Annotated in this window: 7 protein-coding genes and 1 riboswitch; all 7 genes read right to left on the reverse strand. The window is 41.1% G+C overall.

What is annotated here, in order from left to right; translation table 11 throughout:
• Nucleotides 1–78: 78 nt before the first annotated feature.
• Nucleotides 79–2,244, reverse strand: a complete 2,166-nt coding sequence (locus Q0162_RS11410) for a TonB-dependent receptor (RefSeq protein ID WP_297891817.1) — start codon at nucleotides 2,242–2,244, stop codon at nucleotides 79–81.
• A gap of 100 nt (nucleotides 2,245–2,344) precedes the next feature.
• Nucleotides 2,345–2,433: riboswitch (TPP riboswitch) on the reverse strand.
• Nucleotides 2,434–2,567: 134 nt separating this feature from the next.
• Nucleotides 2,568–2,879: a DUF3467 domain-containing protein gene (locus tag Q0162_RS11415; RefSeq protein ID WP_297891819.1), complete on the reverse strand. Its 312-nt coding sequence runs from the start codon at nucleotides 2,877–2,879 to the stop codon at nucleotides 2,568–2,570.
• 3 nt (nucleotides 2,880–2,882) lie between these two features.
• The gene (gene rpoC / locus Q0162_RS11420; RefSeq protein ID WP_297891822.1) at nucleotides 2,883–7,172 is read right to left on the reverse strand and encodes a DNA-directed RNA polymerase subunit beta'; all 4,290 of its coding nucleotides are present in this window, start codon (nucleotides 7,170–7,172) and stop codon (nucleotides 2,883–2,885) included.
• A gap of 236 nt (nucleotides 7,173–7,408) precedes the next feature.
• Nucleotides 7,409–9,763: a hypothetical protein gene (locus Q0162_RS11425; RefSeq protein WP_297891824.1), complete on the reverse strand. Its 2,355-nt coding sequence runs from the start codon at nucleotides 9,761–9,763 to the stop codon at nucleotides 7,409–7,411.
• A gap of 59 nt (nucleotides 9,764–9,822) precedes the next feature.
• Nucleotides 9,823–11,604 carry an excinuclease ABC subunit UvrC gene (uvrC, locus tag Q0162_RS11430; protein WP_297891825.1) on the reverse strand — a complete coding sequence of 594 codons (1,782 nt, stop codon included), beginning with the start codon at nucleotides 11,602–11,604 and terminating at the stop codon, nucleotides 9,823–9,825.
• A gap of 86 nt (nucleotides 11,605–11,690) precedes the next feature.
• On the reverse strand, nucleotides 11,691–13,055 hold the full coding sequence (locus Q0162_RS11435; RefSeq protein ID WP_297891828.1) for an OmpA family protein: 1,365 nt from the start codon (nucleotides 13,053–13,055) through the stop codon (nucleotides 11,691–11,693).
• Nucleotides 13,056–13,257: 202 nt separating this feature from the next.
• The gene (glgP, locus tag Q0162_RS11440; protein ID WP_297891831.1) at nucleotides 13,258–17,496 is read right to left on the reverse strand and encodes an alpha-glucan family phosphorylase; all 4,239 of its coding nucleotides are present in this window, start codon (nucleotides 17,494–17,496) and stop codon (nucleotides 13,258–13,260) included.
• Nucleotides 17,497–17,575: the final 79 nt, after the last annotated feature.

A 17,575-nucleotide genomic window follows, 5' to 3' on the forward strand; every position in this document is an offset into this window, starting at 1 on the left:
TGTCTAAATAGACAGCTTTTTTAATATTATAAAGGTTTTGTTTTGTAGGGGCATTTGCAAAACGCCCCTACAATGTAACTAAAAACTGAGTGTTACTCCTGCTAAGTAATTCGCTTCGGCAGCGGGAATATATACCATTCCCCAACCATTATCGCCATAAGGAGTGTATTTGGTGTTGAAAATGTTATTCCCCATTACCGAAAACAACACTGATTTGAAAGTGCTTTTAGGCTTCCACTCGTATTGCAAACTGAGATTATTCACAAAATAAGCATCAAGTTTTGCTTCATCACGTTCGGTGTTATCTACATATTGTGCACCCACATATTTAGAAATCAGCCCTATTTGAAAGCCATCAATAGGCATAAAAGTAATGGTATTACCGAGCACTACATCGGGAGAATAGGAAATACGAGTGTCGCCCCAGCTGATCGTACGAGTCGCTACATCAGCATCTTGACTCTTATAATCTCTGTTTAGATTTTTACTAAAAGCTAAATTGGGTGACCAGAACCAACGCTCTGAGAGTTGTACCATTGCATCGGCTTCAACTCCTGCACGATAGCTCTTACCCACATTCTCACGGATAGGATAACCAGTGCTGTTGAGTTTCCCTGAAAGCACTAATTGGTCTTGATAAGCCATATAATAACCATTGAGATTCAAACGCACTTTGGGGGTGGTGAGTCGCCAACCGAGTTCGATATCGTTGAGTTTCTCGGCGATAGGTTTTTTAGCATTAGGATCGTCCTGCAAAGCTTCGTAATAACTCTTGTAATCGGAGCGGTTAGGCTCTTTAGTTGCTCGTGCATAAGAAACATAAAGGTCGTTGTGTTCATTCAAAAAGAAGGTAAGACCCGCCTTAGGATTGAAGCTGTTAAGACTTTCATCTACCTTGTATTTATTAGCCTTATACCCTACGTGACGGAATTGCACATCGGCAAACAGGCTCCATTTAGGGGCAAATTGCCAAGTGAGTTTGCCATAACCTGCCACTTCTTCTTTAGTATTTAGACCTTCGTAACTATAGCGATTGCCATACACAAAAGGCGCTTTTTCTGCCCATAGCAAATCTTTGTAATGTGACCCTTCATAGCGATTGAGCAATCCTCCAAAGAGCAGTTGCACACCATCTTTCTGATAGTTCGCCGAAAAGGTAGTTCCCCAGAAATCGTTGTTCAATCCTTGTTGATGAATGATGTATGCTTTTTGCTCCTTGCCTGCCCCGTCGAGTACTTTAGGCAAGCCTATCTTAGAATATTTTTTCTTCTCATAGTTCTCCCAATAGCCTTTACCTTTGGTGTAGTGAAATGAGAGTTGCGTATGCCACGCAGTACTCCACTGTTGTGTCCAGTGCAGTTGGGCGTGGTCTTGCTGATAGTTATCAGTTTCGTTGTCGTAGAAACGTTTGTTACCAGCGGCATCTTTGTAGGCTCCAGCAGGATTGTAGCGACGATTGCTATTCAAAGTTTCTTTGTCCACTCCTAAATAAGTGAGATATACACTTTGTTTGCCACCAAACACCAATCCTTTGATGAGCGTACCACCGTGACTATAAGCACCTTGTAAGAAGTACGATTTTAGGTCGGAGGAAGCGCGGTCGCGATACCCATCACTTTTGATTACAGAAAAGCGTCCGCTAAGCTCAAAACGGTCATTGAGTTTTCCAGTGGAAAGTTTAAGGCTGTGTTTGTGAGTGTTATAACTGCCATAGAAGTTGGCGAGTTCCCCTGATGCGTGCTCTTGTACGGCATCGGTGAGGACGTTGAGGCTGGCGCCAAAAGCTCCTGCTCCATTAGAAGAGGTTCCTACTCCGCGTTGCAACTGTATGCTCTCGGCAGAAGAAGCAAAGTCGGAGAGATTGTACCAAAAAACCCCTTGAGATTCGGAGTCGTTGAGGGGTACACCGTTGATAGTTACATTGGTGCGGTACAGGTCGCTCCCACGTACAAACATATTGCTACTGCCAAAGCCCGAACCATCTTCGGAATAGCTCACCACGTTAGGCAACTGACCTAACAACAAAGGCAATTGCTGACCGAAATTTTTGGTCTTAATTTCCTCCTTAGAGAGATTAGAAAAGGTTACGGGAAGTTTTTTGGTAGCCCTCACCGACGATACTAATACTTCGTCAAGCTGAATAGGCTTAGCTGGAGAGATAACAGAATCTAATGGAGATTCCGCTTGTTGTGCTATTGCTGAGGTAGAGATGGCAATAGCTGCGTACAAAAGTACATTTTTCATTAAAAAAATAAGGTTTTTTAACAAATAAAAGAGGTGATTATTTGGTGTGTTAATAAAATAAAAAAGCCTGTTTATGCTACCCAAAAGCAAAAACAAGCTCCATCGCTTAGTTTCATTCCTTCAACGGGATTATCCGTTCAAGTTCAATGGGTATGATCTCAGCCTGTTACAGCACCCCTTATGAGACGGCGGCAAAAGTACAAAATAATTCCGAAATACAAAATACGAATGGCGGAAAAAAATTTGCCAAAGATGTGAGCCACACGGGGTGTTTACATCTTTGGCAAAATATTATTAACTGTTAGTTGTTAGCTACTAGTTGATTAGGCTTGTCCGGTTACACCAAACAGAGGTATGGCGTGACGGTCGTCGTTATTAGAGATTGTTCCGTTAGCTTGTTCAAACTTTTGGATATTATCATCTAAAGCAAATAGCAATCGTTTGGCGTGCTCGGGGGTAAGGATAATGCGACTGCGCACTTTTCCTTTAGGCATCCCTGGCATTACACTCACGAAATCTACTACAAACTCAGTAGCTGAGTGGTTGATAATCGCCAAGTTAGAGTACACTCCCCCAGCTATCTTATCATCGAGCTCGATGCTCAATTGTCCTTCTTTTTCTTCTACTTCGTTCATTGTTTATCGTGATTTTTTCTTTTCGACTACAGGTTGTTCCATATCTGCTTTAGAGCCCACGATGATTTTCTCGTACTCTTTAAGACCTGTACCAGCAGGGATACGGTGACCAACGATTACGTTTTCTTTCAAGCCATCAAGGGTATCTATTTTACCGCTTACTGCTGCCTCGTTCAACACTTTAGTAGTTTCTTGGAAGGAAGCTGCTGAGATGAACGATTTAGTTTGCAATGAAGCACGAGTGATACCTTGTAACACTGGCATAGCGGTAGCAGGAATGATATCACGAGCAATTACCAAATTCTTATCAGAACGTTTGAGGAGTGAGTTTTCATCGCGCAATTCGCGGAGGCTCACTATTTGTCCTGCTTGTAAGTTTTCGGAATCACCAGCATCTTCTACTACTTTTTTACCGAATAGACGGTCGTTTTCTTCGATAAAGTCGTCTTTGTGAACCAACTGACCTTCGAGGTAGAGGGTATCACCTGGGTCTTGAATTTCGACTTTACGCATCATTTGACGAACGATTACCTCAAAGTGTTTGTCGTTGATTTTCACCCCTTGGAGGCGGTATACCTCTTGTACTTCGTTTACTAAGTACTGTTGTACAGCTGAAGGTCCTTTGATACGCAAGATATCATCAGGAGTTACAGAGCCATCGGATAGAGGTTTACCTGCACGTACAAAGTCGTTTTCTTGTACCAAGATTTGGCTTGAGAGTTTTACCAAGTACTTGCGTTCATCACCCAAACGAGAGGTAACGATAACTTCTTTATTACCACGTTTGATTTTACCGAAAGATACCACCCCGTCGATTTCGGATACGATAGCAGGGTTTGATGGGTTACGCGCTTCGAAGAGCTCGGTAACACGAGGAAGACCCCCAGTGATATCCCCAGCTTTTGCAGAACTACGCGGTATTTTCACGAGTACTTTACCTTCTTCAATCTTGCTGTTGTTATCCACCATAATGTGGGCACCTACAGGCAAGTTGTAAGAACGGAGCGTTTCACCATTTTTATCAACGATAAGCAAGGTAGGAATCAACTTTTTATTACGTGATTCTACAATCACTTTTTCTTGGAAACCAGTTTGCTCATCGATTTCTACTTGGTAAGTAACCCCTTGTTCGATATCTTCGTAAGCGATTTTACCAGAGTATTCAGAGATGATTACAGCGTTGTACGGATCCCATTGGAAAAGTAAAGTGCCTTTTTTCACTTCTTGTTTATCTTTTACAAAGATGTGAGCCCCATAAGGGATATCGTGTGTTTGAAGCACCATTTTAGTAGTAGGGTCGAGAACGCGGAGCTCTGATGAACGAACTACCACATCTACAGGGTTTTGTTCGTTGTCTTTACCACTTACTACGCGCAAATCTTCTACTTCGATGATACCATCGAAACGCGCTTCAGTTTTGTTTTCTTCGGATACGTTACCGGCAACCCCACCCGCGTGGAAAGTACGCAAGGTAAGCTGAGTACCAGGCTCACCGATAGATTGGGCAGCAACTACCCCTACAGCTTCCCCTTTCTGAACCATACGACCAGTAGAAAGGTTGCGACCGTAACATTTTGCACAAATACCGTGTTTAGCTTCACAGGTAAGTGCAGAGCGCACTTCTACCATATCGATAGGTGCAGCATCTATTTTATCTACTATTTTTTCAGTAATTTCTTCACCAGCTGCTACGAGAAGCTCTTCGGTAAGAGGATTGTATACATCGTGGAGTGACACACGACCCAAGATGCGTTCGCCAAGGGTTTCTACAACTTCCTCATTCTTTTTGAGCGCACGTACTTCTACCCCGCGCAAAGTACCACAATCTTCGGTGTTGATGATTACGTCCTGTGAAACGTCTACCAAACGACGAGTTAAATAACCAGCGTCGGCAGTTTTCAAAGCGGTATCGGCAAGACCTTTACGAGCCCCGTGAGTAGAGATGAAGTACTCGAGGATTGACAAACCTTCTTTAAAGTTTGACAAGATAGGGTTCTCAATAATTTCGCCCCCTCCAACGCTTGATTTTTTAGGTTTAGCCATCAAACCACGCATACCAGTAAGCTGACGTATCTGCTCTTTAGAACCACGCGCTCCAGAGTCAAGCATCATATATACTGAGTTAAACCCTTGCTGATCGGTACTGATGCGTTTCATCGCCAATTCAGTAAGTTGTGCATTGGTAGATGTCCATACATCAATCACTTGGTTATAACGTTCGTTATTGGTGATGAGACCCATATTATAGTTCATCATAATACCATCAACGAGACCATTAGCTTCAGCAATCATATCCACTTTTTCTTGTGGGATGATGATATCTCCTAAACTGAATGACAATCCACCTTTGAAGGCGAAACGGTAACCCATATTCTTGATTTTATCCAAGAAGTCACCCGTTACAGGGATGCTGGTAGCTTTAAGGATACGACCAATGATGTCGCGAAGAGATTTTTTAGTAAGAACCTCGTTTACGTAGCCTACTTCCAAAGGCACCAACTCGTTGAAGAGCACACGCCCCGTAGTAGTTTCTACTATAGGATAATACACATTGCCATTCTCGTCGAGGTCGCGTACTTTCACTTTGATGAAAGCGTTGAGGCTCAATTTACCTTCGTTGTAAGCGATATTTACCTCTTCGGCTGAATAGAATGTGAGACCTTCGCCTTTGATAGGGTACTCTGGGGTAGATTTACGACCTTTGGTGATGTAGTAAAGCCCCAAGACCATATCTTGAGAAGGTACAGTGATAGGTGAACCATTGGCAGGGTTGAGGATATTGTGAGAAGCCAACATCAATAGTTGAGCTTCGAGGATAGCCTCAGGACCAAGAGGCAAGTGCACCGCCATCTGGTCACCATCGAAGTCGGCATTGAACGCTGTACACACCAATGGGTGCAACTGGATAGCTTTTCCCTCGATGAGTTTAGGCTGGAATGCCTGAATACCCAAACGGTGCAATGTAGGGGCACGGTTGAGGAGGACAGGGTGACCTTTGATCACGTTCTCCAAGATGTCCCATACTACAGGTTCTTTTTTGTCGATGATTTTCTTAGCTGATTTTACCGTTTTTACGATACCGCGCTCGATGAGTTTACGGATTACAAACGGTTTATAGAGTTCGGCAGCCATATTCTTTGGCAAACCACATTCATACATTTTGAGTTCAGGACCTACCACAATAACGGAACGAGCAGAGTAATCCACACGTTTACCGAGGAGGTTCTGACGGAAGCGTCCTTGTTTACCTTTCAATGAATCGGAAAGAGATTTGAGCGGACGGTTAGATTCGGTTTTTACCGCTGATGATTTACGAGTGTTATCGAAGAGTGAATCTACAGACTCTTGCAACATACGTTTTTCGTTGCGCAAAATCACATCAGGTGCTTTGATTTCCATCAAGCGTTTAAGGCGGTTGTTGCGGATGATCACACGGCGGTATAAGTCGTTGAGGTCGGAAGTTGCAAAACGACCTCCATCAAGTGGTACCAATGGGCGCAATTCGGGCGGGATTACAGGAATCACCTTCATTATCATCCATTCAGGTTTGTTTTCGCGGTTCTTTTGGGATTCGCGGAACGCCTCTACCACTTGCAAACGTTTAAGCGCTTCGGTTTTGCGTTGTTTAGAACTTTCGTTGTTGGCTTTGTGGCGCAAGTCATAAGAAAGTGCGTCTAAATCCAAACGTTCGAGGAGTTCGAGGAGACACTCAGCTCCCATTTTAGCGATAAACTTATTGGGATCGGTATCTTCTAAGTATTGGTTATCAGCGGGAAGACTCTCGGTAATAGCGAGGTATTCTTCTTCTGAAAGGAAGTCTAAATATTGTAAATCTTCACCTTCTAGACCTTTGGCAATACCTGGTTGGATAACTACATAGCGTTCGTAGTATATAATCATATCCAACTTTTTGGAAGGAAGACCTAACAAATAGCCGATTTTGTTAGGCAAAGAGCGGAAATACCAAATGTGAGCGATAGGCACCACGAGGTTGATATGTCCTACCCTTTCGCGGCGTACTTTTTTCTCGGTCACTTCCACGCCACAACGGTCGCAGACGATGCCTTTATAGCGAATGCGTTTGTATTTACCACAAGCACATTCATAGTCCTTTACAGGACCAAAGATACGCTCACAGAACAACCCGTCGCGTTCAGGTTTGTGAGTACGGTAGTTGATAGTTTCGGGTTTAGTAACCTCGCCGCGTGAAACGGCTAAGATAGATTCGGGGGAGGCCAAACCAATCGAAATTTTATCAAATTTAGGAACAGCTGTTATTTTTTCTCTTGCCATATTGTTATGGTGAATATAATAAGTTTATGTGGCCTCGTTGGGGAGTCCCCACGAAGCCTATTTACAAAATATCGTGCAAAAGTACTACTATTTTTTGAAATGGCAATAGTTTTTTGAGAATATTTTTTGAAAAAGTTTTTAAGTAGTTGAGAGTTGCGGAATTAGGGAATTACTGTAAGGCAAGAGGAATTCTAGGAGTTCTCAGAATTATCGTGGTTCTTAGAGTAAAGGTAAATCTACTCATTAGCAAATTGTTTCATTGTGTACAATATCAATTCAGTAGTGTTTTTTTCGGTGACTACCCAAATAGATTTATCGTAATCTACATCTATAGCAATGGGTGAAATAGACTCTACGGGAAAATCTTTTAGCAAGTTGCCTTTTTCGTTGTATAGGTAGGCTTTTTGAGTATTCTGTTCGGTTACTGATACGTAGTTCATTCCGCGAATGCGAAACAATTTAGGACGGCTGTATTTTCCTTCAGTGAGTTCGATACGTTGATTACCAATAGTGAGTATATTCCCTGAAAGTGAGGCAAGTACATAGCGATTTCCGCCCCAATAAAAAGGTTCGGTAAGTGATAGGTTTTTGCGGGTCATTCCGCCTTTTTCGTCTATAGAGATAAGCGTACCATCACTATTAGTGAACATAAAGAGGTTACCTAACACCAAAGGCGGATTGTTAGAAAAACTATAGGCGCCTTTCACAGTAATACGGGGCTCGCCATTGCGGTGCAAGATGTTGAAAGTGCCATTGTTAGATGAGTAAATGAGATAGTCTTTCCCATTGAAACGATAGTGTTTAGGGGTAAACAAAGGTTTGCCATTCGTATGCTGGTTAAAACCTTTCACTTCTTGCCCTTTCTTATCTAAAAGGTGAAGAGTATTGCCTTCGGCAAATAGGAATCGATACTCGCGATTACTTTCATAATCAAAGACTTCTAAGGGGGTAATAGGATTTTTATACTGCAAAGGGAAAGGGGCTACCTCCTTGCCATTGCGGTCGATTACCCAAATGGATTTTTCGGTAGTGAAAGCCATTTGCAGGAAGCCATTTTTGAACAAATCTACTTGGTAGATAGGACTTTTTATTTTTCCATCTAAGCGTTTTTTCCACAGTAGGGATCCGTTGTTAGCTATGAGATAGAGGTAGTTATTTTCATCTTGGACAGCTATTTCTAATCGTTTGGTGCGGTGGTTTAAGAGAATGACGGGCTCACTTGCCATAGCATCGTCTAAGGCAAAGCGGAAACGCTCGCGCATCTCATCAGAAAGGGTGCTTTCAGTTTGTTTTTCACTTACAAAATTCAGCACGTAATAGTCGTTTTGAGGCGTTTGCTGGAAAAGAGCCCAACGGTAATTTTCGGCTATTGCAGGAAAACGACTGCTAAATGAAGGGTTGTCGTAAAGATTGACAATACGGGAGAAAGTAACATTTGAAGCACTATTTTCTTCTAATAATCCAAAAGCTTTATTCGCTGATAACACATTACCCCGCTGCATATCGTTCACTACAGAGATGAGGAGTTCTTTGGTTTTGGTGAGTACCAATTGCTTTTGATATACGCCTGCATAACGCGGAATGAAATCTTTTACAAATGAAGTGAAGAAACTTATGGGCAGGTCGGGGTTGAGTTCGTACATTGGGAAGTTGTATTTGAAATCCTCGGAGAGTACGGGTAGTTGTTGAAGGGTTTCATCTACATCAAATGAGGAAACAACTGCAAATTGACCTTCGGTTACGCGCCCAAAAGCAACCCCATTGATAGAAGTTCTAAAGGGACTTTCTTGTGCTATACTGTCGTTTTGTATCAGTTTTTCGGCATCATCAAAAGTATAAGCACTGATGCTGAGCACACGAGCAGGCATTAGACTTAGGGCATTGTTTTGGTAGGGGACAGTGTGGAGCATCACATCGGTATTTGCCTCTTTATCAATAGTGGTTACCCCGCTGAGACGCACATTGTTTTCTTCTAAAAAGAGATCAAAAGCTACCCAGTTTTTACAATTTGCAAGTGGTTTTTCACCAAAGAAAGGTTCGAAATAATCGTTGGCAGCGTTTTTTTGTAAAAATAGGTTTGCTACACATTCAGTACCGCTAATTTGTTGTAGTTTTTCTAAATCCTGTTGAGCATCGCTCTTGTTTTGTTTGTTTAAAGAGGTGTACTCAGAAAGTTTTTCGCCATCGCTGATGAGCAAGTAATCACCATAAATTGTATAGAACCACTCTTTGCCAAACAAGGCTTGTTTTTGCACTTGTGCAGAGGCGTTTTTCCAAGTAGCTGATTTCTCGTTATTTTCTTTTTTACAAATAAAAAAGCAATTGCCTTCAGTAGAAAATGCTACCCATATATCATCATTTACGGGTAAAGTTCCTAAGAGTTTTACTTCGTGCAAACGCAATATACGAGGGTTATGAGCTTTCCAAAAGCTATTGTTCGTAAGGGCACTCAGGAAGTTGTCGCAGTTGTTGATATGGTAGATGAGCTCAGTATTTTCGGGGAAAGTAAAAGGAGTGAGGGTTGCTTTTTTTTCTTTAGAAGTACAAGCAACCAAAAAGAGCAAGGTTATTATGTAGAAACAATACTTCACTACTTAAAATTATTGATGATGAAAGTGCAAAGATATGTAATAATTAGCAAATTAGCAAATTACGGATGGTGAAAATACTCATACACTTTTTTACCTCTAAAACCTATGATCTTTGTGAGTTCTTCTAATGTAGCCTCACGGATGCGTTTTACGGATTTGAAGTGTTGGAGGAGCGTTTCTTTGGTTTTATCGCCTATCCCCCCTACCCCATCGAGTTCGGATACAATAGCTGATTTGCTGCGTTTTTGGCGGTGGAACGTAATACCAAAACGGTGTGCTTCGTCACGCAATTGCTGAATTACACGCAGGGTTTCGGAACGCTTATCTAAATACAAAGGGACACTATCTTCGGGGAAATAAATTTCCTCTAACCGCTTGGCAATGCCTATAATAGCTATCTTACCGCGCAATTCTAACTGTTCTAAGGCTTTTAGAGCTGATGAGAGTTGCCCTTTACCTCCATCGATGATAATGAGTTGAGGCAGCGGTTGTTGTTCGTCTAACAAACGGCGGTAACGGCGATATACCGCTTCTTCCATAGAAGCAAAATCGTTAGGACCTTCGACAGTTTTTACATTGAAATGGCGATAGTCCTTTTTGCTTGGTTTGGCATTTTTAAAGACTACACAAGCTGATACAGGGTTTGTACCCTGAATGTTAGAGTTATCGAAACACTCTATATGCACGGGAGGTACCGAGAGGTGCAAATCGCGTTGCATCTGGGTGAGAATGCGATTGGTATGGCGTTCAGGGTCTACTATTTTTTCTTGTTTGAACCTATCTTGACGGAAGTGTTTGGCATTGCGCAAGGAGAGTTCCAAGAGTTGTTTTTTCTCACCTGCTTTAGGGATAGTAGCTTGCAATCCGTCGGAAAGGGTTACATCAAAAGGTACGATAATTTCCTTAGATACAGAGAAGAAGCGTTCACGAATATCAATAATAGCATATTCTAAAAGCTCTCTATCAGTCTCGTCTAATTTCTTTTTAATCTCCAAAGTATGAGCGCGCACAATCGCTCCATAAGCCACTTGCAAGAAGTTTACATACCCATATTCTTCATCGGAAACGATAGAGAATACATCGACATTGGTAATTTTACTACTCACAATAGTAGATTTAGCTTGGTAGTTTTCCAAACTTTGTATTTTCTGTTTAATGAGATGCGCTTCTTCAAAACGCATTTCGGCAGCTAATGCCATCATTTCTTCTTTGAAATGCTTGAGTGCTTCTTTGAAATTTCCTTTGAGGATTTCGACTATCTGCTGGATATTACTATTATAATCTTGTTCGCTTTGATATCCTTCACAAGGTCCTTTACAATTTTTTAGATGGTATTCCAAACACACTTTAAACTTGTGATTGGCTACGTTTTGGGGCGACAAATCGTAGTTGCAATTACGCAAGGGGAAGAGTTCTTTTATCAAATCTAAAAGCGTGTGTACCGTTTTCATACTGGTATAAGGACCGAAGTACAAGGAGCCATCCTTTACTACTCTACGCGTAGAGAAGACACGGGGAAAACGTTCTTTTTTCACGCATATCCAAGGATAACTTTTATCGTCTTTCAAAAGGATGTTGTAGCGAGGTTGGTATTTTTTGATAAGGTTGTTTTCTAGTAGTAAAGCATCGCTTTCTGTAGCTACAACGATGTGTTCTATGCGTACAATTTTTTTTACCAAGACACGAGTTTTGGCATTATCGTGTTCTTTTTGAAAATAAGAGGAGACACGTTTTTTGAGATTGATAGCCTTTCCTACATAGATAAGGGTATTATTAGCATCGTAAAACTGATATATCCCAGGGTTATTAGGTAAGGTTTGTAATTGGATATCTATAGTCATATTATATAGGGGTTAGGAGATAGAAAAGAGGCTACCTTAAGTGGTAGCCTCTTTTTTGTTTTATAAAGATAAAAACGTTCCTAGACTTATTTTACCAAGTTGATTTCAACACGGCGGTTAAGTTCTCTACCTTTCTTAGTTTTGTTAGAAGCGATAGGTTTTTCAGGACCGAAACCTTTAGCAGTAAGACGAGCTTGGTCAATACCTTTATCAATTAAGTAAGCCTTAACTGAGTAAGCTCTATCTTCAGAAAGTTTTTGGTTTTTAGCTTTGTTACCGGTGCTATCAGTGTAACCTTCTACTGAGAATTTAGCGTTTTTGTATTTGTTCAATACATTAACGATGTTATTCAATACAGTAGCAGACTCAGGGCGGATAGTAGATTTACCTAGGTCGAACAAGATAGTTTTAGCAAAGCTATTCAATTGAGTTTGTACTTCTTGAGTTACTTCAGGGCAACCGTTGTTAGAAGCAGGTCCAGCTTCTTCTGGGCACTCATCATCTTTATCAAGAACTCCGTCACCATCGGTATCAGGCCAAGGGCAACCTTTGTTTTCTTTAGGTCCAGCTACGTCTTTACATTGGTCTACGTTATCAGACACACCGTCGCCGTCAGTATCAGGACAACCGTTGAATTCTTTAAGACCAGCTTCATCTGGGCAAGCGTCGTCTTTATCAGCGATACCGTCGCCATCTCTATCAGGGCAACCGTTTAATTCTTTAAGACCAGCTTCATCTGGGCATTGGTCATCTTTATCAGCTACTCCGTCGCCATCTCTATCAGGGCAACCGTTTAATTCTTTTACTCCTGGTTCATCAGGGCAAAGGTCATCTTTATCGGCTACGCCATCTTTATCGCGGTCTTTTTTACCGAATTTGATAGCAATACCAGCTGCATGTTGGAAGTAGTCTTCTTGAGAGCCAGATTTGAAAGTTGGGTTATAGGCAGTTTGCAAGTTGATACCAATGTTTTCGGTAAACCAGAAGTTTACACCTCCACCGCCTAAAGCGCGGAATTTACCTTCGTTGTCGATAGCAGCATAGCCACCACCTAATTGTAAGAATGGGTCAAACCATCTTGCACCTTTCCAAAGGTTGTTCAAGTGGTATTTTACAGCCAAGTTGGCAGCCCAAAAAGATAAGTCTACTTTGTTATCGAGATCTTTGTTATAACCGAAACCTTTTTCGATTTTGTTCAATGATCCAGAGAGTTCAGCAGAGAAACCAGAGCCAATGTATCTACCTACAGAAAGGCGAGAAACAGCGGGAAGGATGTTGATATCACTTGGTCCAGCCCAGTCTTTCATCAAGTACCCAAAGTCCTCTGGAGTACGTACATCGACGGTATTCACTCCAAATCCTATTTGCCAAGGACTGTTTTCATCTTGTGCTTGAGCTCCTACTGAAAAAGCAGCAGCTAAAGCAAATAAAGTTAATTTGATTTTCTTCATACTTAAAAATGAATTTTGATTACTATTTAAATTTGGGGGCAAATATAAGTATTATTTTAATATCTATAAATTTTTAAGTACATTTTTTTTCTTTTTTTTTTTATGGTATAAAAAAATGACTTAAAAACACAGTGTTTAAAACAGCATTATATTTTGCTCCATTTATTATTACAATATTGATTATTAACTACTTAGTTATATATTACAGCCATTTTACCAAGGCAAAATCTTGGCGGTGAGGCAATAAATTATTTTTAGGGAAAATTCGTATTGCCAAGTGTAAAGCGCCGGGATATTCGGAAGCAATTTCTAATTGATAAGTAGCTTTATTACCTTCTTGAGTTACTACCGTAAACTCACTTGTAGAGAGTACTTTGAACTTATCATCTTTTTGTTGAGCGACAACGAGTTCTACACCTACATCTTGAGGGCGCAAATCGCCTAATTCTAGAGTGATTTCACCTTTGTAAACCTTACCAATAGAGATGAGTTGTTCGTTGCGATTAGGGACTTTAAAGTTAGCCACCTTTATATTATCCCATTCTTGAGTTACTTTACGTTTCCAATTAGAAAGCTCGATAGCTGTAGCGAACTTATTGTCTTTCAGTTTAGTTACGCGTTCAGTCATCGGGTAATAATATTGGTTTTCGTAATCGGTGAGCATACGAGTAGTGGTGAAATTGACGGCTACTTTGGCGATTGTATTTTTGATAAGGGCGCACCAACGAGATGATATACCATCTTTATTTTTATCGTAGAATATAGGGGCGATTTCATCTTCGATAATGTTGTAAATAGTTTCGGCGTCCATTTCGTCTTGATATTGTTGATTTTCGTAAGATCGTTCCATAGGCAGCGCCCAACCAGCGTCTTCGCGGTATCCTTCTACCCACCAACCATCGAGAACGCTGAAGTGCATAGTACCATTCATTGCTGCTTTTTCACCACTGGTTCCTGAAGCTTCGAGCGGACGTGTAGGGGTGTTCATCCAAACGTCTACCCCTTGTACCATGTGTCGTGCGAGTTCCATATCGTAGTTAGGTATGAATAATATTTTACCTAGGAACTGTGGTAATTTGGAGATTTCGACGATGTTTTTAATCAAGTCTTGACCTGCTTTATCGGCGGGGTGAGCTTTACCAGCGAATATGAATTGAACAGGGCGTTCTGGGTTATTTACGATTCTATCCAAACGTTCTATATTAGTAAAGAGCAAGTGAGCGCGTTTGTAGGTTGCAAAACGGCGTGCAAAACCAATAGTAAGGATATCTTCTCTTAAATTTTCTTTAATTTCTACCAGCTGACGAGGAGAGAAATAAGGAGTATTTTTTTCTAGGCGCAATTTTTGTTCTACACGGCGCAAGAGTTTAGATCGGAGGGCTGTTTTGATTTCCCACACACGTTGATCGGATACTTTGTAAATACCTTCAAAGCTTTTAGGGTCGTAGTGGTGAGTTTTGTAGTCTTTACCAAAGACTTCATTTTCGACTTCTTTCCAAAGGCCGGCTGTCCAAGTAGGTTGGTGTACCCCGTTGGTTACATAACTAATATGGAGTTCTTCAGGCATATATCCAGGCCACAAGTCTTTGAGGATATCTTTACTTACCTCGCCATGGAGCCAGCTCACACCATTTACTTCTTGAGAGAGGTTAGCAGCGAGGTTACTCATTGAGAATTTCTCGTGAGGGTTGCTCAAATTGATTTTACCTAAAGCAAGGATTTGTTCCCAATTCACGTGTAATTTATCGGAGTAACCTGCTAAATAAGCACGTAATAAACCTTCTTCAAAAGCATCGTGACCTGCAGGTACAGGAGTGTGCGTAGTGAAGAGAGACGAAGCACGTACTACTTCAACTGCTTCAGAGAAAGTGAGGTTGTTATTTTGTATATATTCGCTAAGGCGTTCTAAACCTATAAAGGCAGCGTGACCTTCGTTGCAGTGGTAAATATCACTATCGATACCTAATTTGCGCAACATTTTGATACCACCTAAACCTAACAACATTTCTTGTTTGAGACGATTTTCCCAGTCGCCACCATATAAGTGGTGAGTGATAGAACGGTCGTCTTCGCGGTTGTTTTCAAAATCGGTATCGAGGAGATAGAGTTCTATACGACCTACATCGACACGCCATACACGAGCGTAGAGGGTACGCCCAGGAAGTTCGATAGAAATTACTATCCACTTACCAGTCTCGGGGTCGAATACAGGGGTTACAGGTATTTTAGAGAAATCTTGAGCTTCGTAATCGGCTTCTTGGTTACCTGCCGAGGACAGTTTTTGAGTGAAATAGCCATAGCGGTATAACAAACCTACCCCAGTGATTTTGGTAGCTTTATCACTAGCTTCTTTTAGATAGTCGCCCGCTAAGATACCCAGACCTCCTGAATAGATTTTCAAAGAAGAGTGCAAGCCGTATTCCATACTAAAATAAGAAATAGACGGACTTACCATTTCGGCTTTTTTAGCCATATATTCCTGAAAATCACCATATACTTTGGAGAGGTTACGCATAAATACCGCATCGTTTTCCAACTCTTTATAACGAGAGAGGGAAATGCTATCAAGCAAGGCAATAGGGTTTTTGCGCACTTCTATCCATTTTGCTTTATCAATGTATTTGAACACTTCATAAGCCTCATCGTTCCAGCACCACCAAAGGTTTTTGGCAAGTTCTTCGAGCGGTTGCAAGGCTTCGGGGATAGCACGGTGGATAATCACACTACGCCAATTAGGAGTATTGACTACTTTGGATTTTTCTAAATAAGCTACACCATCAGTTTCTACAGGAGGGAGATTTTCTACTCTATCTTCTATATTTTCGAGAGTGAGTTCGTAACACTTGATATAGTATTTTACTAAGTTTTTCCAAAGAGCGATTTCGGAGACTTTAGCTGCTGTTTCGCGCAATGCTTTAGCCTCTTCTTCTTTTCTATCTAATAGGTTTTGTATATTTTTAGCGATAGCTCCTACTACTTCGCCATAGTTACTATCGTTACGATTTACAACTTCTATAGCTTTTTGTTTTTCGGGGTAGTAATCATTGACCCATTTGCCGAATCCTGCCAAAGTAGTGGTGATAGTAGGTACTTTGAAAGCTAAGCTTTCGAGAGGGGTATAGCCCCAAGGTTCGTAGTAAGAAGGGAAAGCAGTGCCATCTAATCCGATGAGCAATTCGTAATAAGAAAGGTTGAACACACCATCATTACCATTGAGGTAACTTGGGCAGAAAATCACTTTCACCTTATCTTCCTTGCGGTTGAACAGTTGTTGCTCGTTGATGCGTTTTATGATGGCATCATTATAAACGTTAGGGAGTATATGAGTGAGGTGTTTTTGTTCGTTAGGTGCTGTTTTTTCGGGGTGTTTAAGGTTGTTAAGCAATCCTTGGTTAGGAGCGTCGTAGGCAGTAGGGATAAGAATATAAGCCAAGAGCTCTTTTTTATTTTTAGGATTACGATTGAGGGCTCCCAAAGCATCGATAAAGGCATCGATTCCTTTATTGCGGAACTCATAACGGCCACTAATAGCGACGATTTTGGTTTTCTCACTAATAGGTTGAGCTACTAAGGCTTGTGCTACATTGATGAGGCGTTCTCTAGCTATTTTTCGTTTTTTATCGAAATCTTTTTCAGCAGGAACGATAGCATCGTTGAAGCCATTAGGGGTAATTATATCTGTTTTTCTAGAGAGGAAGTGCAAAGCTTCTTGTGCTGTAATTTCGCTTACAGTAGTGAAGCAATCGGCTACTTTAGTAGTTTCTTTTTCGAGGAAGTGCTTGTGTTGTACCCCAAAACGGTAAGCCATTTCTTCGGGGTTGTAGTTTTTCATTTCGTTGTAGAGCGGATAGCCATTGCCTGCTATAGAACGACCTACGACTGTAGCGTGAGTAGTGAATACTGAACCTATTTTAGGCATTTCACCTTCTAAATAGAGTAATGCACTACCTGTCATCCACTCGTGGAAGTGGCATATTACGTTTTCGCGTGAAGCAGTGTTGAACTTCACGAAACTCTCGATTACTTTTCCAACGGCATAACCAAAGAGTACAGACTCTACATAATCCCAAGGACTATTGAAAGAATCGAGTTTATAGTTATCCCAATAGTAACGTAAAACTTCATTTTTAGCGCTTACATAATGAGAAAAATCAACAAGGATAACAATAGGATTTCCCTCTATTTTCCAGTTACCAACACGTACGCGTAATCCTTCGGAGGCAGCTTTGGCACGCCAAGATTTGAAGAGTCCTGGGTTTTCTACAAATTCTTTATTTTCATTGTGTTGCCAGATATCAGGACCTATCAGAATATATTTACTTCTGAATTGTTTGGCAATAGCAGGGGCTTTAGTAGCGATAACGGTGTGGATACCGCCTACTTTGTTACATACTTCCCAACTGGTTTCGAAAACATAGTCGGGGTTAAATTTTTTTGTCATACTCTTTATATTTAGTGGCTAGTTTTTAGTTAACGGGGTAACAGCTAATGTTATGTTTATATTTATAAAAAATATGCTG

It is taken from the genome of uncultured Capnocytophaga sp. (assembly GCF_937936315.1).
Classification (GTDB): domain Bacteria; phylum Bacteroidota; class Bacteroidia; order Flavobacteriales; family Flavobacteriaceae; genus Capnocytophaga.

What these genes read in the sequence shown, in the direction of transcription:
- Q0162_RS11410 (WP_297891817.1), bottom strand. Translation starts at nt 2,244, where the DNA reads ATGAAAAATGTACTTTTGTACGCAGCTATTGCCATCTCTACCTCAGCA.
- Q0162_RS11415 (WP_297891819.1), bottom strand. Translation starts at nt 2,879, where the DNA reads ATGAACGAAGTAGAAGAAAAAGAAGGACAATTGAGCATCGAGCTCGAT.
- rpoC (WP_297891822.1), bottom strand. Translation starts at nt 7,172, where the DNA reads ATGGCAAGAGAAAAAATAACAGCTGTTCCTAAATTTGATAAAATTTCG.
- uvrC (WP_297891825.1), bottom strand. Translation starts at nt 11,604, where the DNA reads ATGACTATAGATATCCAATTACAAACCTTACCTAATAACCCTGGGATA.
- Q0162_RS11435 (WP_297891828.1), bottom strand. Translation starts at nt 13,055, where the DNA reads ATGAAGAAAATCAAATTAACTTTATTTGCTTTAGCTGCTGCTTTTTCA.
- glgP (WP_297891831.1), bottom strand. Translation starts at nt 17,496, where the DNA reads ATGACAAAAAAATTTAACCCCGACTATGTTTTCGAAACCAGTTGGGAA.